Origin of the sequence: Hansschlegelia plantiphila (genome assembly GCF_027922265.1) — a bacterium.
Lineage (GTDB): Bacteria > Pseudomonadota > Alphaproteobacteria > Rhizobiales > Methylopilaceae > Methylopila > Methylopila plantiphila.
The window spans coordinates 322,225-339,916 of record NZ_BSFI01000007.1; the positions used below are offsets into that span (position 1 = coordinate 322,225).

The window sequence follows — 17,692 nt, forward strand, 5'->3', positions numbered from 1 at the left end:
GCGACGGATTCATAGGTTTTCCGCGACGCGACGGCGTGTCTCTTCTCGACAGGCTGGAACCTCTCTATGTGAGGCCGGGGAAGGAAACGGGTGCAATGACGGCTCTCTGGGTGACGGTCGCAGCGATGACCGGCGCGGCGATCTTCGTCGTGCTCGCGTCCCTTGCGCGTCATCGCGCCGCCGGCGGCCCGGCCGAAGCGGCCGACGCCGCCGTCTATCGCGACCAGCTCGACGAGATTTCGCGCGACCAGGCCCGCGGGCTGATCGACGAGCGCGAGGCGGAGGGGGCCCGGACCGAGGTGGCGCGGCGCCTGATCGGCGCTTCCGATCGCGAAGAGGCGGCCGCCGGGCCTGCCACGCGCGCCGACCGTCGGCGCAGGCTGGCCGCAGCCGCGGCGCTCGTCGGCGTTCCGCTGATCGCGCTCGGCGGCTATGGCGCTCTGGGACGCCCGGAGATGCCCGACCTCCCGCTCGCCGCCCGCCTCAATGCGAATCCCGAAAGACAGCGGGTCGTCGATCTCGTCTCCCGCGTCGAAGCGGCGCTCGCGAACAACCCGGACGACGCCCGCGGCTGGACCGTGGTCGCGCCGATCTACCTCAGGCTCGGCCGCGCGGAGGACGCGGCGGACGCCTACGCCAACATCATCCGCATCGAGGGCTCCTCGCCCGACCGCGAGGCCGACCTCGGCGAGGCGCTCTACGCGGCCGCCGACGGCGTCGTGACGGCCGAAGCGCGGGCGGCCTTCGAGCGCTCGGTGAAATCCGACAAGCCTTCGATCAAGGGCGCGCTCTATCTCTCGCGCGCGGCCGAGCAGGACGGCGATCCCGCCGCCGCGCTCGGCCATCTCAGGCCGCTGTTCGAAAAGGCTGCGCCCGACGCGCCTTACCTCAGCGCGCTCAAGGGCGAGCTCGAACGCCTCGCCGACGTGCCGCCGCTGCCGATGCCGACCGTGACGTCGTCCGACGAGCGCAAGACGCCCGAGGAGCGCATGGCGATGGTGCGCGCGATGGTCGACGGGCTCGGCGATCGGCTCGCGGGACAGGGCGGCGACATCGGAGAGTGGCTGCGCCTGGTGAAGGCGCGTGCGGCGCTCGGCGACAACGACAAGGCGAAGGCGACGCTCGCCGCCGCCCGGGAGAAATTCGCAGGCGACGACCGGGCGACCGCGCGCCTCGAGGCGCTGGGCCTTGGACTTGGTCTCGAGGGGCGGGGCGCGTAAAGGGTAACGGGATGACGATCGACGCTTCCACAAGCTTCCCGTCGCCGCGCCGCCGCGCGGGCGCCCGCAAACGGCGCCGGATGGCGCTGTTCGCCGTCGTCGCGCTCGTGCTCGCCGGCGCGGTCGCGCTGATCCTCAACGCTTTCCGCGACACGCTGGTGTTCTTCCGCACGCCGAGCGAGATCGCCGAGCGCGGCGAGGCGCCGGGCGCGAGGCTCCGGCTCGGCGGTCTCGTGAAGCAGGGCTCCGTAACGCATGACGGAACCACCACGCATTTCGTCGTGACCGACATGAAGAGCGATCTGCCCGTCACCTTCACGGGCCTGCTGCCGGATCTGTTCCGCGAGGGCCAGGGGGTGGTGGCCGAAGGGGCGCTCGGCCAGGACGGCGTGTTCAAGGCCGACTCCGTGCTCGCCAAGCACGACGAGAACTACATGCCCAAGGACGTCGCCGACCGCCTGAAGGCGCAAGGCGAGTGGCGTCCGGACGCCGGCGGGGCGAAGCCCAAATGATCGCTGAAACCGGCCATTACGCGCTCGTCCTCGCGCTCGCTCTCGCGATCCTGCAATCGACGCTGCCGCTGTGGGGCGCCCGGTCCCGGGACGCCGCGCTGATGGGGCTCGCGAGCCCGCTCGCCGTCGCCCAGTTCCTGCTGGTCGCGATCTCGTTCGCGGCGCTGACGCACGCCTACGTCACCTCGGACTTCTCGCTGGTCAACGTCGTCGAGAACTCGCATTCGGCGAAGCCGCTGATCTACAAGATCTCCGGCGTCTGGGGGAACCACGAGGGCTCGCTGCTGCTCTGGATCCTGATCCTCGTGCTGTTCGGCGCGCTCGTCGCCGTGTTCGGGCGCAACCTGCCCGCCCGCCTCAAGGCCGACGTGCTCGCCGTGCAGGCGATGATCTCGACCGCGTTCCTGCTGTTCGTGCTCATCACCTCGAACCCGTTCGCGCGCGTCAACCCAGCGCCGCTCGAGGGACAGGACCTGAACCCGCTGCTGCAGGATCCCGGCCTCGCGATCCATCCGCCGCTGCTCTACCTCGGCTATGTCGGCTTCTCGATGGCGTTCTCCTTCGCGGTGGCGGCCCTCATCGAGGGCAAGGTCGACGCCGCCTGGGCGCGCTGGGTGCGGCCCTGGACGCTGATGGCGTGGTGCTTCCTCACGCTCGGCATCGCGATGGGCTCCTACTGGGCCTATTACGAGCTCGGCTGGGGCGGCTTCTGGTTCTGGGATCCGGTCGAGAACGCCTCGCTGATGCCGTGGCTCTCCGGCACCGCGCTGCTGCATTCGGCTGTCGTGATGGAGAAGCGCGAGGCGCTCAAGATCTGGACCATCCTGCTCGCGCTGTTGACCTTCGCGCTGTCGCTGCTCGGCACCTTCCTCGTGCGCTCCGGCGTGCTGACGTCGGTCCACGCCTTCGCGGTCGATCCCGCCCGCGGCGTCGCGATCCTGATGATCCTGACCGTATTCGTCGGCGGCAGCCTGACGCTCTATGCGCTGCGCGCCCCGGTGCTTCGACAGGGCGGCATCTTCGCGCCGGTGAGCCGTGAGGGCGCGCTGGTGCTGAACAACATCTTCCTGACGGCCGCCTGCGCGGCGGTGTTCATCGGCACGCTCTATCCGCTCGCGCTCGAAGCCGCGACCGGCGAGAAGATCTCGGTCGGCGCGCCGTTCTTCAACGCGACCTTCGGGCCGATCATGCTGCCGGTGCTGCTGATCATGCCGTTCGCGCCGCTGCTCGCCTGGAAGCGCGGCGACGCGCTCCGGGCCGCGCAAGGGGTCACGGTCGCGCTCGGCGTCGCGATCGTGGCGACGGCGATGGTCGCGGGCTTCGTCCGGGGAGGGCCGACGCTTGCGCCGGTCGGAGTCGGGCTTGCGCTGTTCGCGATCGTCGGCGCCTTCGCGGAGATCGCCGAGCGCACGAAGATCTTCCGCATCGGCCTCGGCGACAGCGTCCGCCGCGCGCGCGGGCTGCCGACCTCGACCTGGGGCGGGGCGTTTTCGCATGCCGGACTCGGCGTGACGCTGCTCGGCGTGGTGGCGGCCTCGGCGTGGTCGAGCGAGGCGGTGGTCGCGCTGAGGCCCGGCGAAACCGTCAAGCTCGCCGGCTTCGAACTGACCTTCGAGAAGATCGAGCAGCGGCCCGGCGCGAACTACCGCTCCGCGGTCGCCGAACTGACCGTGCGCGAGGGCGGCGCCGTGGTCGCGACGGTCGAGCCCGGGCGCCGGTTCTATCTGGCGCGGAAGATGGACCTGTCTGAATCGTCCATCGTGACCTTCGGCGTCTCGCAGCTTTACGCCTCGATGGCGGAAGCGCGCACCGACGGCGCGACGGGGCTTCGGCTGCAATACAAGCCGCTGGTCGTGCTGATCTGGCTCGGCGCGGTGGTGATGGCCTTCGGCGGCGCCCTGTCGCTCGCCGACCGCCGCCTCCGTGTCGGCGCCCCGCGCAAGGCCGCCCGCCGCGCGCCCGTGATGCAGCCCGCGGAATGAGCGGAGACAGCCGCGCCCGCTCTTACTCGCCTCTCCCCGGTAAGGAGAGGTCGCGAGGCGCGAGCCCAGCGGGTGAGGGGGCGCCTGTTTCCCGGAGCGGGCTGATCCCCCTCAGCCGGCGCTGCGCGCCGACCTCCGCCCGCCGGCGAGCGGTGACGGCGCGCGCCTTTGTCGGCTTTTTCTTCGCGATCCTCCTCGCCTTTTCGACCGCGCCGGCATTCGCCGTGCAGCCGGGCGAGGCGCTCGCCGACCCCGCGCTCGAGGCCCGGGCGCGCGCGCTCGGCGGCGAACTGCGCTGCATGGTCTGTCAGAACCAGTCGATCGACGACAGCGACGCCACGCTCGCGAAAGATTTACGGCTGCTGGTCCGCGAGCGCATCAAGGCTGGCGACAGCGACGAGCACGTGCTCGACTTCCTCACCGACCGCTACGGCGATTTTGTTTTGCTTCGGCCGCGTTTTCGCCTGGAAACCCTGCTTCTGTGGGGGTTCGCGCCGCTGCTTCTGGTCGCGGGCCTGCTCGGTTACCTCGTCTGGGCGGTGCGCTCGCGGCGCAGGAGCGCCCCGGCGGACGGCCTGACGGAGGCCGAGCGCGACCGTCTCGAGGCGTTGCTTGCGCGAGAAGGGGAAGGCCCCCGGCCGATCTGAGACCGCGGTCCGGGACGTCTTACCGATAATTCATCCCGCCGACAGGCGTCCGTAAGGCCGCCTACGTGAATGTCCGCAAGACACGGCCCATATGGGGCTAGACGCTTTTCCGATCGGAGACCCAATCGCAATGACGATCGATTCATCCAAGCCGGCCGGCGAGAGCAAGCCGTCCACCGCGCGCGGCTTCCTGGCGCTGCGCCGCAAGACCGTGATCGCCTCGGCGCTCGCGCTCGGCGTCGCCGGCGCCCTCGGCGGCCAGGCGATGATCTCCTCGACGCCCGCGCTCGCCGAGAGCTCCGCGATCCAGCCGCAGGCCGGCCCGGCGCTGCCGAGCTTCGCCGACGTCGTCGACCGGGTGAAGCCGGCCGTCGTCAGCGTGCGCGTGAAGAACGTCGCGGCCGATGACGAGGACGCCGGCGGTCCCGGCGGCGGTCCGGACATGGGCCAGATTCCCGACGAGCTGAAGCCGTTCCTGAAGAAGTTCTTCGACAACCGCCAGGGCGGCGCGCCGAAGCCGAAGAAACATCTCGGCATGGCGCAGGGCTCGGGCTTCTTCATCTCGGCCGATGGCTACGTCGTGACCAACAATCACGTCGTCCAGGGCGCCAAGGAAGTCGAGCTCGCTCCCGACGACAACACGACCTACAAAGCCAAGGTCATCGGAACCGACGCCCGCACCGACCTCGCGCTGCTCAAGGTCGAGGGCGACCGCAAGGACTTCCCTTACGTCAAGTTCGGCGACGCGGAAGGCCCGCGGGTCGGCGACTGGGTGATCGCGGTCGGCAACCCGTTCGGTCTCGGCGGCTCGGTCACGGCCGGCATCGTCTCGGCCCGCGGCCGCGACATCAACTCCGGCCCGTATGACGACTTCCTGCAGATCGATGCGGCGGTGAACAAGGGCAACTCCGGCGGCCCGACCTTCAACCTGAAGGGCGAAGTCGTCGGCGTGAACACGGCGATCTACTCGCCGTCCGGCGGCAATGTCGGCATCGCCTTCTCGATCCCGGCGGAAGTGGCCACCGGCATCGTCGAGAAGCTGAAGACTGGCAACTCGATCGCCCGCGGCTATATCGGCGTGCAGATCCAGCCCGTCACCGACGACATCGCCGAGAGTCTCGGCCTGCCGAAGGCTCAGGGCGCGCTGGTCGCCGAAGCCCAGAAGGGCACGCCCGGCGAGAAGGCCGGCCTCAAGTCCGGCGACACCATCCTCAAGGTCGACGGCGAGCCGATCGACAGCGCGCGCGAGCTGTCGCGCAAGATCGCGTCGATGGATCCGGGCAAGGACGTCACGCTGACGATCTGGCGCGACGGCAAGGAGGAGACGAAGTCGCTGAAGCTCGGCACGCTCCCCGACGAGCCGAAGAAGGCCTCGCTCAACGACGACCAGAACGACGACGACGCCGGCTCCTCGAAGGTGAAGCTCGGCATCGAGGTCACCCCCGCTTCCAAGATGGCGGGCGCCGGCGACCAGGGTCTCGTGGTGACGAACGTCGATGAGGACGGCTCGGCCGCGGGCAAGCTTGCGCAGGGCGACGTGATCCTGAAGGTCGGCGGCAAGTCGGTCTCGAGCGTCGCCGACGTCACCTCCTCGCTCGACGCCGCGCAGAAGGACGGCAAGAAGTCCGTTCTCCTGCTCGTCAAGCGCGATAACGCGACGCGCTTCGTCGCGATCGAGATCGGCCAGGGCTGAGCCCTGGTCGACCTGGCCGGGATCCGTCGCCGCCCCTGCGACGGTCCGGGCCTCGACTGCGAGCGGCGGGCGGGCCCCCCCGACCGTCCGCCGCTTTCGCGGATTCAGCGCCGGTCCTGCGGGGTCTTCCCCGCTCCGCAGGACTGGATCGCCGGCCGATCTCCCGCTTGCAGTCCAACGAGAGCCGCGCCATGACCTCGGCGATGAAGCTCCTGATCATCGAAGACGATCGCGAAGCCGCAGCCTATGTGGTGAAGGCCTTCAGCGAAGCAGGCCACGTCGCCGACCACGCCGTCGACGGCCTGGACGGCTATGCCCGGGCGACCGAGCAGACTTACGACGTGCTGGTCGTGGACCGCATGCTGCCGAAGCTCGACGGGCTGTCGCTGATCGGCCGGCTGCGGGCGGAAGGCGCCAAGACGCCGGTGCTGATCCTCTCCGCGCTCGGCCAGGTCGACGACCGCGTGCAGGGGCTGCGGGCTGGCGGCGACGACTACCTCACCAAGCCTTACGCCTTCGCGGAGCTGCTCGCCCGCGTCGAGGCGCTGGCGCGCCGGGGCGGCCCCGCCGCCGCCGAGACGGTCTACCGCGTCGGGGACCTCGAGCTCGACCGCATGTCGCACACCATCACGCGCGCCGGACAGGACATTCCGCTGCAGCCGCGCGAGTTCCGGCTGCTCGAATATCTGATGCGCAACGCCGGTCAGGTGGTCACCCGCACCATGTTGCTCGAGAATGTGTGGGACTATCATTTCGACCCGCAGACGAACGTGATCGACGTCCATGTCTCCCGCCTCCGTTCGAAGATCGACAAGGGCTTCGACAAGCCGCTGCTGCACACCGTGCGCGGCGCGGGATACATGATCCGTGACGGCGCTCGGTAAGCTCCTACGCACCACGGCCTTCAGGCTGGCGCTCGCCTATCTCGTCGTGTTCGCCGCGCTGTCGATGGTCGTGCTCGGCTATGTCTCGTGGCACGCGAACGCGCTGATCGCCGGCCAGCTCAACGCCACCGTCAACGCCGAGATCACGGGCCTCGCCGAGCAGTACCGGCAGGGCGGCATCCGCAAGCTCGTCGCGGTGGTCGACGAGCGCTCCAACCGTTCGCCCGGCGGCTCGCTCTATCTGCTGACGACGTTCTCCGGCGAGGTGCTCGCGGGCAATGTGAGCGCCGCGCCCGCCGCCTCGCTGGCCGAGGCTGGCGAGCGCGAGATCCCCTATCAGCGAACCGGAGAGACCACGACCGCGCCTTATCCCGCGGTGGTGCGGGTGTTCCTGCTGCCCGGCGGATACCGCCTGCTCGTCGGCCGCGACACGGAGGAGCGCGAGCGGCTTTCGGCCGTGATCGCGAACGCCGTGCAATGGTCGCTCGCGCTCGTCGTCGTGCTGGGGCTCGCCGGCGGCGTGTTCGTCGCCAAACGCGTGCTGAAGCGTCTCGACGCCATGACGGAGACCAGCCGCACCATCATGGCGGGCGACCTTTCGGGGCGTCTCGCGGTGACCGGCTCCGACGACGAATTCGACCGTCTGGCGCAGGCGACCAACGCCATGCTGGACCGCATCAACGAGCTGATGGCGGGGCTGAAGGAGGTCTCCGACAACATCGCCCACGATCTCAAGACGCCGCTGACCCGCCTCAGGAACCGCGCCGAGGCCGCGCTCCGCACCGCGACGGGCGAGGAGGAGTGGCGGGTCGCGATGGAGCAGGTGATCGCGGAGTCGGAGGGCATGATCCGCATCTTCGACGCGCTGCTGCTGATCGCCCGGGCGGAATCCGGCGGCGCCCGCGGGCAGATCGCCGAGGTCGACGTCGCCGAGGTCGCGCGCGGCGTCGTCGAGCTCTACGAGCCGCTGGCGGAGGAGCGCGGCGCGCGCCTCACGGTCGAGGCGCTCGGCCAGATCCGGGTGCTGGGCAACAGGGAGCTGATCGGCCAGGTGGTCGCCAACCTTGTGGAGAATGCGCTGAACTACGGCACGACCGACGGCCGCCCGGGCGAGGTGACGGTCTCGGCCCTGGCGCTCGGCGCCGACGCGCGCCTCGTGGTGGCGGACCGCGGGCCGGGCATCCCGCCGCAGGACCGTTCGCGCGCCATGGAGCGCTTCGTGCGGCTCGACACCAGCCGCTCCCGGCCGGGCTCGGGCCTCGGCCTCGCGCTCGCCTCCGCCGTCGCCCGCCTTCACGGCGGCGCGCTGACGCTAGAGGACAATGCGCCGGGGCTGAGGGCGACGCTGACGCTGCCGCGGGCGGCGGACGCCGTCCTCGCAGCCGCGGAGACGCCGAAACTCGCTTCGCCGCGCCCGGCCGCCGCCGAATAGCCCGGAGCGCTTGCCTCCGGCGCCCTCGCGTGGCAAGCCCTCGCCCCAAGCAAGGAGGACGCGGGCCGCAGGCCCCCTCCATCCCCCAAAGCCCTTTCCAGAGGAGGCGACGTTGGACAAACGCGAGCTCGACCGCGTCCAGAGCTATCTGCGCAAGCTGTTTCAGAACCAGACGTTCCGCGTCGTGGCGCGCCCGCGCAAGGACGACTCGGCGGAGGTCTATCTCGGCGAGGAGTTCATCGGCGTCGTGTTCCGCGACGACGAGGACGGCGATCTCTCGTACAACTTCTCGATGGCGATCCTCGAGACCGATCTCGAGTGAACGTCCCGCGACGGGACGGCCCGCGTCTCGCGCCGGGCGGCCCTGCGGCCCCTGCGCCGCGACGCGGCGCTCGCCCATGTCGTTTCTGCTTGGATGCCTGACGCTCGCCCTGGGATTTTCGATCTCGGGCGGCGGCCTCGGGCTTCGAGGCGGCGACGAAGCGGCGGGCGAGCTTCCGCCTGCTGCGCGAGCCTGACGTCACGGCGTTCGCCGCCGTGACGGTGGTCACGATCGGCGCGGCCTATATCATGGCGCGCGATCTCATGCGGGGAGGCAGGCGCCCGCATGGGCCGTCTCCGTCGGGACGGTCGTTCTCGGCGTCTGGAGCCTGGTTCTCGGCGCGGCGGCCCTGTCGGCCTTCGCAGGCTGATCTTTATCGGGGGATTTCGATATGGCGCTTTATTCGCTTGGGGGGGGCAGTCCCCGGACGCCGGCCAATGGCCGCTTCTTCGTCGCGGAGAGCGCGGTCGTCGTCGGCGACGTGTTTCTGGATGAGGATTCGAGCGTCTGGTTCGGCTCGGTCCTGCGCGGCGACAATGAGCGGATCACACTCGGCAAGCGCTCCAACATCCAGGACGGCTGCATCCTGCACACCGATCCGGGCTTCCCGCTGGTCATCGGCGAGGACAGCTCGCTCGGCCACGGCGCCATCGTCCATGGCTGCACGATCGGGAACTGCACCCTGATCGGCATGGGCGCGACCGTGCTGAACGGCGCCCGGATCGGAAACCACTGCCTCGTCGGCGCCGGCGCGCTGGTGACCGAAGGCAAGGAGTTCCCGGATTTTTCGATGATCATCGGCTCGCCCGCGCGCGCGGTGAAGACGCTCGGGCCCGAGTTCGAGGTCCGTCAGCTCGGCGGCGCCGCCCGCTACGTCGCGAACGGCCGCCGCTTCCGCGAAGAGATGAAGAAGATCGGCTGAGCGCGCCGCGCCAAGCGGAAGCGCGATGTCCCGGCCTCTAGCCGGGACCCATACCCCAAACGTCAGCACGATCGGTCGGGAGCCGCGCCGCTTCTGATGCAAGACCGCCGCGTCTCGGTCCCGGTTCAAGGCCGGGACACCGCGGCGGCGCCGACGGCGCCAAGTTCCTGAAAAGAGCGAGGCCGGCTCCTTGGCGGGAGCCGGCCTCTGGCTGCGACGGTCGGGGGACGGGGGGACGTGACCGGCCGCAGGCGTTCGTGAAGGTCGTGGCGGGCGTTACGGGGCGGCGGCGACGCCCACCGGGCCGATGCCGTCGCCGAGCAGCACCCACACGTTCGGATCAACCTGGCTCTGGCGCTTGATGTAGGTGTAGCCGGTGTCGAACCACGGCTTGACGTCCTCGGCCTGATTGTCGAGCGCGTAGTCGCCGCGGTCGGTGACGACCGTGAGCACGGCGTGGCCGTCGCCCTTGAGATCGCGGACGACCGTGATGAGCAGCGCCTGGCGCGGCCAGCCCGCGTCCATCAGCATCCGGCGCTTCAGCAGCACGTAATCCTCGCAGTCGCCCTTATCGACGGGGTAGGTCCACTTCTCCTCGACGCCGTAGAGTTCCTGGTCGGTGACCGGCTGGATCGCGGCGTTGACCTTGCGGTTGATCCCGTCGAGCTCGCTGAGGCGGGCGGCGGTCAGGCGCACCTTGGTGGGCTTCGCCGGCTTCACGTCGCAATCGGCCGCGTGCGACTTGCAGAAATCGATCCAGCCCATCGGCGACTTGCCGGCGCCCTCGACCTGCATCGGGGTCGCCATCGCCACCGTCAGGTTCTGCGCCTGCGCGCCGGACGTCATGGTGAATCCGCTAGAAAGCAGTACAAACAAGATGTAAATCGATTTAGTCTTGAGCATATTGAGCATTTGCAATCCCCGTCCTGTCCCGGGATGCAAATTCTCACATTCCTTTTGCTGTCCGGATAAGTCGACAGCCTCTGTTTTATCGAGATCATTTGGAATTTAGCAACGAATGCGAAAGAGGTTGTTTAGAGATTGATACGTAGATTTGTTTACCAAGACAGGAGAGCTCAAGAAGATGAGGGATCGACTTGGTGGCTTAAAAGTTAACGGCCACGGCTTTTCCGGGGGGTCGATTACGCGCGGTAAACCATGATCCTGAATGGTCATTCAGACGGCGCGGACTGAGACGTGGCCGATGACGGCGAAGCCGGATCGTACGGGGGCGCCGCAAACGAAAAACGCCGCCCTGGGGGCGGCGCTGCGAGATCGGGCCGTGGACGCTCGGTTCAGCCGAACTGTTCGTTCAGCGCGTCCATGTTCTGGGTGCGGGTGAACTCGACGGCGAGGCCGCGCTCGAAGTGGCGGACGACGCGGGCCGCGGTGCGGCCGAGGGTGACGGGGGTCCCGATCGGCAGGTCCAGCGCGATGGTCACCGCCGCGCCGGAGAGCGAGACGTCGATGACGCGGCACTCGTGCTCGACGCCGTCTTCGGTGATCAGCATGGAGCGCGCGTTGCGCGGCGGGACGCGTTCGTGGCGGCGGTCTTCCGGAAGGCCGAGGATGTTGCGGTTGGCGAGCCAGGTGAGCTGGGCTGCGAACTTGTCGCGCTTGCGGATCGTTGCGCCGACGGTCATCGCGAAGCCGTTTGCGATCGGGCGCACCATCACGCCCTCGACGCGGCCGATGTGGTCGAGATAGACCACGACGCGCTCGCCCTGCTGCGCGGGAACGGGGGCGATCAGAGCGAGGCCGCCGGGCGACATGTCGAGCGACTGGCAGGGGTATTCGCGCCGCGACGACAGCATGTACCGGCCAAGCAGCGCGACCTTCACCCGCTGATGCCGGCGGCGCTCGTCCGACATCGGGATCTTGAGCGAAAACATCGGGGTTGTTCCCGTGGGCGCGACGCCTGTGTTCGCCCGATACCGGACGCCAGAGCGACGCTAGACCAGCGGGGTTAACGCGTCGTAACTCTGTTACGTGCGATCATCTGCCGCCGTCGAACACCAGGAAGCGGCCGATGCGCCGGCCAAGACCCGCGATCGCGCTCGGCTCGGGCAGAGCAGGCTCCAGGTCGTCGTCATGCGAGCTCGCAAGAGGCTTCCGGCGTCCGCTTGGCCATATCATCCGCAGCGACGTCAGCTCGAACCGGGTCACCGCGCAGGCGCCGAGCCAGTACGGCGTCTCGACGGGAGCCACGGAGCCGAGCACGCGGGAATGCGTGCGCCCGCGGTGCCGCAGCGGCAACAGCGCGAGCTCGAGATCGATCTTGCGGTTGAGATCGGTCGACCCTTGCGCTCCGACCACGGCGACGGCGGCGTCGTCCGAGACCGTTGAAAGCGCGCCGAGCAGCGTCGCCCGGTCCGGGCCGCTCCACAGGCCGAGGAACTGCTCGCCCTTCATCTCGTGCCCCGTTATGGCGCAGATCCGGGAGCCAGCGAGCCGGAACGGGAATCCGCTCGTCGCGTCCGCCTCGAGGATGAAGGTGTCGCTCAGGATCGACCGGATCTGGCCGGGGTCGACGTCGGATCGCTCGGGCGCCGCGCGGGCGCCGCGGATGCGGTTCCAGTAGCCGAACAGCTCCTTGGTGGCGGCGGATTTCATACTCTTGACGTTCCTTGGCATCCGTTTGGGCCGCCGGATGTGCCGGTATGGCACGGACCCGGCCGCCGAATGGCGATTAACCAGTTATTCAGCACGAGCCGTGCCACGGCTCCTCCAGCACGCCGCCTTGCATTCGCCCGAACTTTCCGCGAGCACTCGGTTTCCTGTCTCCCAGGTGGGCGAAACCCCACGAAACGATTGGTCCGAAGGCACGTGCGATCCTCCCGCGAACCGGCCTTCAATGCGCCACGCATCATCATCGCGACCCTGGCCGCGTTCGCCGCGGTCCACGTCGCACGCATGTTTCTGAGCGACGAGCAGGACGTGCGGATCCTGCTGCGCTTCGCCTTCATCCCCGGACGCTACGACCCAGACTTCGCCTATGCCGACGAGCTGCTGGGAGGGGAGGGCGCTAAAGTCTGGACCTTTGTGACCTACGCTTTCCTGCACGGCAACCTGACTCATCTCGCTGTCAACAGCGTTTGGCTGCTCGCCTTCGGAAGCGCGCTCGCATGGCGTGTCGGGCCCTGGCGTTTCGCCTTGTTTTCGGTCGTGACCGCCGCGGCGGGGGCCGCCACGCATCTCGCTCTGCACCCTGGCGAAGCGGTCCCGGTGGTCGGCGCGTCGGCCGCGATCTCCGGCCATATGGCGGCGGCGATGCGTTTCATGTTCGAGACCGGCGGGCCGCTCGGCGCGTTTCGCCGTCACGGCCGCGAGGCGTTCTCCGTGCCGGCTGAGCCCCTCAGGGTCACGCTCCGTCGCCCTCAGGTCCTGGCCTTTCTGTTCGTCTGGTTCGGCGCGAACGCGCTGTTCGGCCTCGGCGGGATCGCGATCGGCCAGGGCGACGCCAACGTCGCCTGGGAGGCGCATATCGGCGGCTTCCTCGCCGGCATGCTGCTGTTCCCGCTGATCGACCCGGCCGCCCGGCGGAGCAGCCCTGCAGCCCCCCTCCAGGAGGAGGGGTTGCAGGGCTCGCCGCAGCCCCCGCATGATGGCGACACGAGGGCCGGAGACCCCAGCTGAGATCGTCACGAGCGCCGCACGTCGGCGCCTGTTGATCGGAGGTCCGTCCGGCCCGACGACGAGAGCACGTCGAAGGGAGGACGAGATGAGAGTTCGCGCAATTCTCGAGGCCAAGGGCCACGCTGTCGTCACGGCCGCGCCAAGCGCCACGGTGACCGAGCTGGTCGACGTGCTGGCGCGGAAGAGCATCGGCGCCGTCGTAATCGACGACGGGGAGGGCGGCCTCGCGGGCATCATGACCGAGCGTGACGTGGTCCGGGCGCTCGCGGCGCACGGCCCCTCGGCGCTCGATCGGCCGGTCGCCGACTTCATGACCCGCGACGTGGTGACGGCGGGCTTCGAGGAGACGGTCGACGAGATCATGGACCGCATGACCAACGGCAAGTTCCGCCACGTCCCGATCATGGACGGCGTCCGGCTCGCCGGCATGGTGTCGATCGGCGACGTCGTGAAATGCCGGATGGAGCTGATCGAGGCGGAAGCCTCCGCGATGCGGGACTACATCGCGACGGCGTGAGGGAGCGGACGCGTGGGCGGCGTCTTACCCGAAGCGGACGCCGCGTCGACAGCTCTGCGCGCCGGCGGCTTCAGCATTCGCCTGGAACGCTGAGACCAGGCGGCGCCAAGCCTTGGCCGGCGCCGCGCGGAATTACAGATCCAGCAGTTCCGCCGCATTGTCCGGCAGGCGGCCTTCCATCGGCTTGTGGGGCGTGACGGCCCGCGCCCGCTTGAGGTCGGGCGGGGTCGCCTCGTCGACCAGCGAGGCGAGGCAGGCGTCGAGCGACATCGGCGTCTGGTTCTGCGAGCCGAGACGGCGGACCGAGACCGAGCGCGTCTCGGCCTCCTTCCGGCCGACCACGACCAGGGCCGGAACCTTGGCCAGCGAGTGCTCGCGGACCTTGTAGTTGATCTTCTCGTTCCGGACGTCGAGATCGACCCGCAGGCCCGCCGCCCTGAGCTCGGCGGCGACTTCGGCGGCGTAGTCGTCGGCCTCCGACGTGATCGTCGTCACCACGACCTGCACGGGCGCGAGCCACAGCGGGAAGTGGCCGGCGAAATGCTCGATCAGGATGCCGGTGAAACGCTCGAGCGACCCGAAGATCGCACGGTGGATCATCACGGGATGGTGCTTGTCGCTGTCGGCGCCGATGTAGAACGCGCCGAACCGCTCCGGCAGGTTGAAGTCCACCTGGATCGTGCCGCATTGCCAGTCGCGGCCGATGGCGTCGCGCAGCACATATTCGAACTTCGGGCCGTAGAAGGCGCCTTCGCCGGGATTGACCTCGGTGGTCACCCGGTCGCCGTGCAGGCGCGCAATCTCCTTCAGCGCGTCGCCCATCACCTGCTCGGCGCGGTCCCACAACGCATCGGAGCCGACGCGCTTCTCCGGTCGCGTCGAGAGCTTCAGCACGATGCGGTCGAAGCCGAAGTCGGCGTACATCGACAGGATCAGCTCGTTGAGGGCGAGCGTCTCGTCCATGAACTGCTCGTCGGTGCAGAAGATGTGCGCGTCGTCCTGCGTGAAGGCGCGCACCCGCATCATGCCGTGCAGCGCGCCCGAGGGCTCGTAGCGATGGACAATGCCGAACTCGCCCATCCGGATCGGCAGCTCGCGGTAGCTGCGCAGCCCGTGCTTGAAGATCTGGACGTGGCCGGGGCAGTTCATCGGCTTGATCGCGAAGACGCGGTCGTCCTCGGTCTTCGTGACGAACATGTTCTCGCGATACCAGTCCCAGTGGCCGGACGTCTGCCACAGCGAATGGTCGAGAATCTGAGGCGTGTTGACCTCGACGAAGCCCGAGCCCGCGGTGCGGCGCCGGGAGTAGTCCATCAGCGTGCGGAACAGCGTCCAGCCCTTCGGGTGCCAGAACACGGCGCCGGGGCCTTCCTCCTGGAAGTGGAACAGGTCCATCTCGCGGCCGAGCCGCCGATGGTCGCGCTTCTCGGCCTCCTCCAGCATGTGGAGATAGGCGTCGAGCGCGGCGCGGTCGGGGAAGGCAGTGCCGTAGATGCGCTGGAGCATCGGGTTGTTCGAGTCGCCGCGCCAATAGGCGCCCGCGACCTTCATCAGCTTGAACGCGTCGCCGACCTTGCCGGTCGACGTCATGTGCGGGCCCCGGCAGAGGTCCATCCACTCGCCCTGCGCATACATCTTGAGCGCCTGGTCGGCGGGGATCGCGTCGACCAGCTCGACCTTGAAGGTCTCGCCCTTGGCGGCGAACCAGTCCCTTGCCCGGTCGCGGGACCAGACGTCCTTCGTGAAGGGCTTGTCGCGCGCGATGATGCGGCGCATCTCGGCCTCGATCGCGGCGATGTCGCCCGTCGAAAACGGCTCCTCGCGCGCGAAGTCGTAATAGAAGCCGTTCTCGATCACCGGGCCGATCGTGACCTGGGTCTCCGGCCACAGCGTCTGCACGGCCTCCGCCAGCACATGGGCGCAGTCGTGGCGGATCAGCTCCAGCGCCCGCGGGTCGTTGCGATCGAGGAACTCGATGCGGGCGTCGCGCTCGATCGGATCGGCGAGGTCGACGACCACGCCGTCGAGCGCCATGGCCACGGTGCGCTTCAGCAGCGACTTCGAGATTTCGCCCGCGATCGCGGCGCCGGTCGTGCCGGCGTGATAGGATTTCTGCGCGCCGTCAGGGAATGTCAGGATGGGCATGGCGTCTCTCCGCTCACTCTCTGCCTACGAATGCAGGTAAGCGCTTCAGGGGTTCATCCGGCGGCCGTCGGATCCCTCCGGGACGGCCTCGCAGACCGGCGTTTCCGCCCGGCCCGCATAGGCCCACGGCCTAGACCAGCGGGCGTTCGATGGCAATTCCCGCGGCACGGGATCGTAGCCCGATCCGCCCCACGGGTGGCACCGGCAGATGCGCGCGCCTGCGATCCAGCCGCCGGCCCATGCGCCGTGCCGCGCGATCGCCTCGTCGGCGTATTCCGAGCATGTCGGCAGATAGCGGCACCGCCGGCCGATCAGCATGGAGAGCGAATAGCGGTAGGCGAGGATGACGAGGCGCATGAGCGTCGCCACGGGCGCGCGCAGAAGGCCGGCCGTCGAGGAGCGCCATCGGAACGTCATCGAAGCGCTTCTAGCATGCGCGGATCAAAGCCATCTTCGGAAGTGAAATCCATGCGCGCCTTTATCGCCGCCTGCTCGTTCGCGCTGATCGTCTTTACGGGACCCGCGCATGCCGACCCGAAGCCGGACGGCTTCTATGTGAAGAGCGCCGACATCGACCTCGTCGCCCTGTTGCCGCCGGCGCCGGTCGCCGGCTCGCCGACCGACAAGGCCGACATCGCGGCGGTCCAGGCCTACGAGAAGGCCCGTACGCCCGAGACTTCCGAACGGGCCAAGGCCGACAACGAGATGACCGTCTTCCGCCTCGCGGGCGTCGTCCTCGGTGCGGATTTCACGCCCGAGAAGCTGCCGGTCACGACCGCCTTTTTCGCCAGGGTGAAGCTCGATTCCGGCCAGCCGACCGAAGCCGCGAAGGCCTATTACAATCGCCCGCGGCCTTCCGTCGCCGAGCCGTCGATCCAGCCTCTGCTGCCCCTGCCCAAGAACGCCGCCTATCCGAGCGGCCACACGACATGGTCGCGGCTGAACGCCATCGTGCTCGCCGGCATGGTCCCCGAGAAGCGCGTCGAGATCTTCGCCCGCGCCGACGAATACGCCGACGACCGGATCGTGGCTGGCGTGCACTACCCGACCGACATCGCCGCGGGGAAGGTCGCGGGCTCGCTGATCGCCCAGAAGGAGCTCGAAAATCCCGACTTCCACAAGGATTTCGAGGCGGCGAAAGCCGAGCTGCGCTCAGTGCTGAAGCTCAACGCGACGCAGTGACCGCTCACGCCGCGGCGCGCTTGGCCTCAATCTGGTCGAGCGCGTCGACGACGGCGTCGAACGTCAGCATCGTCGAGGCGTGCCGCGCCTTGTAGTCGCGCACCGGCTCGAGCGCGGCCAGATCGGACCAGGCGCCGTCCGGCGGCGCGCCATTTTCCTTCAGCATCCGGCGCATGGTCTCGCGGATCCCACGCAGTTCATCCGCCGACCGCCCGACGATCGTGCGCGCCATCACCGAGGAGGACGCCTGCCCGAGCGCGCAGGCGCGAACCTCGTGCGCAAAGTCGGTCACACGCTCGCCGTCGTAGGCGAGATCGATGGTGACGGTCGAGCCGCAGAGCTTGGAATGGGCGGTCGCGCTCGCGTCCGCCGCGGGCAGGCGGCCGAGCCGCGGGATGTCGGCCGCGAGCTCGAGGATCTTTCTGTTATAGATGTCGTCGATCATGATCGGCTTGGTCCGGTCGGCGGCTCTTTCCCTCGACAAGATCGATTGTTCGCCGCCGCTGGTCCATTATATAAGCGTCGCCGGCGGCGTCGCCATGTCCTTGCGGGTCGCCATGTCCTTGCGGGAAGCCCTCCTGGGAACGTTGCTTTGATT

The 17,692-nt window shown here is 68.9% G+C and carries 18 protein-coding genes; 12 read left to right on the plus strand and 6 right to left on the minus strand.

The annotated features are described in order from the left end of the window. The first annotated feature begins 95 nt into the window (after positions 1 to 95). From ccmI to PKE75_RS07925, 9 genes are all read left to right on the plus strand, one after another. Positions 96 to 1,220 carry a c-type cytochrome biogenesis protein CcmI gene (gene ccmI, locus PKE75_RS07885; RefSeq protein ID WP_271168164.1) on the plus strand — a complete coding sequence of 375 codons (1,125 nt, stop codon included), beginning with the start codon at positions 96 to 98 and terminating at the stop codon, positions 1,218 to 1,220. 11 nt (positions 1,221 to 1,231) lie between these two features. Next, the gene (gene ccmE, locus PKE75_RS07890; protein WP_271168165.1) at positions 1,232 to 1,732 is read left to right on the plus strand and encodes a cytochrome c maturation protein CcmE; all 501 of its coding nucleotides are present in this window, start codon (positions 1,232 to 1,234) and stop codon (positions 1,730 to 1,732) included. Next, on the plus strand, positions 1,729 to 3,714 hold the full coding sequence (locus tag PKE75_RS07895) for a heme lyase CcmF/NrfE family subunit (RefSeq protein ID WP_271168166.1): 1,986 nt from the start codon (positions 1,729 to 1,731) through the stop codon (positions 3,712 to 3,714). The genes ccmE and PKE75_RS07895 overlap by 4 nt, the downstream gene beginning before the upstream one ends. A gap of 152 nt (positions 3,715 to 3,866) precedes the next feature. Then, the gene (locus tag PKE75_RS07900; RefSeq protein ID WP_271168167.1) at positions 3,867 to 4,361 is read left to right on the plus strand and encodes a cytochrome c-type biogenesis protein; all 495 of its coding nucleotides are present in this window, start codon (positions 3,867 to 3,869) and stop codon (positions 4,359 to 4,361) included. 130 nt (positions 4,362 to 4,491) lie between these two features. After that, on the plus strand, positions 4,492 to 6,054 hold the full coding sequence (locus PKE75_RS07905) for a Do family serine endopeptidase (RefSeq protein WP_271168168.1): 1,563 nt from the start codon (positions 4,492 to 4,494) through the stop codon (positions 6,052 to 6,054). 191 nt (positions 6,055 to 6,245) lie between these two features. Then, positions 6,246 to 6,938 carry a response regulator transcription factor gene (locus PKE75_RS07910; protein WP_271168169.1) on the plus strand — a complete coding sequence of 231 codons (693 nt, stop codon included), beginning with the start codon at positions 6,246 to 6,248 and terminating at the stop codon, positions 6,936 to 6,938. After that, a complete protein-coding gene (locus PKE75_RS07915) occupies positions 6,922 to 8,370 on the plus strand; it encodes a sensor histidine kinase (protein ID WP_271168170.1) in 1,449 nt (482 codons plus the stop codon). The genes PKE75_RS07910 and PKE75_RS07915 overlap by 17 nt, the downstream gene beginning before the upstream one ends. 112 nt (positions 8,371 to 8,482) lie before the next feature. After that, positions 8,483 to 8,692: a DUF3126 family protein gene (locus PKE75_RS07920; RefSeq protein ID WP_271168171.1), complete on the plus strand. Its 210-nt coding sequence runs from the start codon at positions 8,483 to 8,485 to the stop codon at positions 8,690 to 8,692. Positions 8,693 to 9,083: 391 nt separating this feature from the next. Then, complete coding sequence (locus PKE75_RS07925; RefSeq protein WP_271168172.1) at positions 9,084 to 9,614, plus strand: gamma carbonic anhydrase family protein; 531 nt, start codon at positions 9,084 to 9,086, stop codon at positions 9,612 to 9,614. Between the two features lie 276 nt (positions 9,615 to 9,890). On the opposite strand, the gene PKE75_RS07930 is transcribed toward PKE75_RS07925, so the two are convergent. The 3 genes from PKE75_RS07930 to PKE75_RS07940 all read right to left on the minus strand — a co-directional run bounded on the left by PKE75_RS07930 (position 9,891) and on the right by PKE75_RS07940 (position 12,227). Next, positions 9,891 to 10,460 (minus strand): transglutaminase-like cysteine peptidase, encoded by a 570-nt coding sequence (locus PKE75_RS07930; protein WP_271168173.1) that lies wholly within the window; start codon positions 10,458 to 10,460, stop codon positions 9,891 to 9,893. Positions 10,461 to 10,909: 449 nt separating this feature from the next. Continuing rightward, positions 10,910 to 11,506: a PilZ domain-containing protein gene (locus tag PKE75_RS07935; RefSeq protein WP_271168174.1), complete on the minus strand. Its 597-nt coding sequence runs from the start codon at positions 11,504 to 11,506 to the stop codon at positions 10,910 to 10,912. Between the two features lie 103 nt (positions 11,507 to 11,609). Then, positions 11,610 to 12,227 (minus strand): PAS domain-containing protein, encoded by a 618-nt coding sequence (locus PKE75_RS07940; RefSeq protein ID WP_271168175.1) that lies wholly within the window; start codon positions 12,225 to 12,227, stop codon positions 11,610 to 11,612. Between the two features lie 213 nt (positions 12,228 to 12,440). On the opposite strand from PKE75_RS07940, the gene PKE75_RS07945 reads away from it, so the two are divergent. Together PKE75_RS07945 and PKE75_RS07950 are read left to right on the plus strand one after the other, a co-directional pair. After that, on the plus strand, positions 12,441 to 13,250 hold the full coding sequence (locus tag PKE75_RS07945) for a rhomboid family intramembrane serine protease (protein ID WP_271168176.1): 810 nt from the start codon (positions 12,441 to 12,443) through the stop codon (positions 13,248 to 13,250). An 85-nt stretch (positions 13,251 to 13,335) separates the two neighbouring features. Beyond that, positions 13,336 to 13,767 carry a CBS domain-containing protein gene (locus PKE75_RS07950; protein ID WP_271168177.1) on the plus strand — a complete coding sequence of 144 codons (432 nt, stop codon included), beginning with the start codon at positions 13,336 to 13,338 and terminating at the stop codon, positions 13,765 to 13,767. Between the two features lie 132 nt (positions 13,768 to 13,899). Here PKE75_RS07950 and thrS read toward each other — a convergent pair whose 3' ends face one another. Together thrS and yidD are read right to left on the minus strand one after the other, a co-directional pair. Beyond that, a complete protein-coding gene (thrS, locus tag PKE75_RS07955) occupies positions 13,900 to 15,912 on the minus strand; it encodes a threonine--tRNA ligase (RefSeq protein WP_271168178.1) in 2,013 nt (670 codons plus the stop codon). Positions 15,913 to 15,957: 45 nt separating this feature from the next. Further along, a complete protein-coding gene (gene yidD, locus PKE75_RS07960; protein WP_428979120.1) occupies positions 15,958 to 16,329 on the minus strand; it encodes a membrane protein insertion efficiency factor YidD in 372 nt (123 codons plus the stop codon). A gap of 51 nt (positions 16,330 to 16,380) precedes the next feature. Here yidD and PKE75_RS07965 point away from each other — a divergent pair, with 51 nt between their 5' ends. Continuing rightward, positions 16,381 to 17,094, plus strand: a complete 714-nt coding sequence (locus PKE75_RS07965) for an acid phosphatase (protein ID WP_271168179.1) — start codon at positions 16,381 to 16,383, stop codon at positions 17,092 to 17,094. Positions 17,095 to 17,098: 4 nt separating this feature from the next. Here the strand turns inward: PKE75_RS07965 and PKE75_RS07970 are convergent, their stop codons facing one another. Further along, positions 17,099 to 17,539, minus strand: a complete 441-nt coding sequence (locus tag PKE75_RS07970; RefSeq protein WP_271168534.1) for an iron-sulfur cluster assembly scaffold protein — start codon at positions 17,537 to 17,539, stop codon at positions 17,099 to 17,101. Positions 17,540 to 17,692 lie beyond the last annotated feature (153 nt).

Coding starts and splice junctions, on each gene's coding strand:
- ccmI (WP_271168164.1), top strand. CDS start 96: ATGACGGCTCTCTGGGTGACGGTCGCAGCGATGACCGGCGCGGCGATC.
- ccmE (WP_271168165.1), top strand. CDS start 1,232: ATGACGATCGACGCTTCCACAAGCTTCCCGTCGCCGCGCCGCCGCGCG.
- PKE75_RS07895 (WP_271168166.1), top strand. CDS start 1,729: ATGATCGCTGAAACCGGCCATTACGCGCTCGTCCTCGCGCTCGCTCTC.
- PKE75_RS07905 (WP_271168168.1), top strand. CDS start 4,492: ATGACGATCGATTCATCCAAGCCGGCCGGCGAGAGCAAGCCGTCCACC.
- PKE75_RS07910 (WP_271168169.1), top strand. CDS start 6,246: ATGACCTCGGCGATGAAGCTCCTGATCATCGAAGACGATCGCGAAGCC.
- PKE75_RS07925 (WP_271168172.1), top strand. CDS start 9,084: ATGGCGCTTTATTCGCTTGGGGGGGGCAGTCCCCGGACGCCGGCCAAT.
- PKE75_RS07930 (WP_271168173.1), bottom strand. CDS start 10,460: ATGACGTCCGGCGCGCAGGCGCAGAACCTGACGGTGGCGATGGCGACC.
- PKE75_RS07935 (WP_271168174.1), bottom strand. CDS start 11,506: ATGTTTTCGCTCAAGATCCCGATGTCGGACGAGCGCCGCCGGCATCAG.
- PKE75_RS07940 (WP_271168175.1), bottom strand. CDS start 12,227: ATGAAATCCGCCGCCACCAAGGAGCTGTTCGGCTACTGGAACCGCATC.
- PKE75_RS07950 (WP_271168177.1), top strand. CDS start 13,336: ATGAGAGTTCGCGCAATTCTCGAGGCCAAGGGCCACGCTGTCGTCACG.
- thrS (WP_271168178.1), bottom strand. CDS start 15,912: ATGCCCATCCTGACATTCCCTGACGGCGCGCAGAAATCCTATCACGCC.
- yidD (WP_428979120.1), bottom strand. CDS start 16,329: ATGACGTTCCGATGGCGCTCCTCGACGGCCGGCCTTCTGCGCGCGCCC.
- PKE75_RS07965 (WP_271168179.1), top strand. CDS start 16,381: ATGCGCGCCTTTATCGCCGCCTGCTCGTTCGCGCTGATCGTCTTTACG.
- PKE75_RS07970 (WP_271168534.1), bottom strand. CDS start 17,539: ATGATCGACGACATCTATAACAGAAAGATCCTCGAGCTCGCGGCCGAC.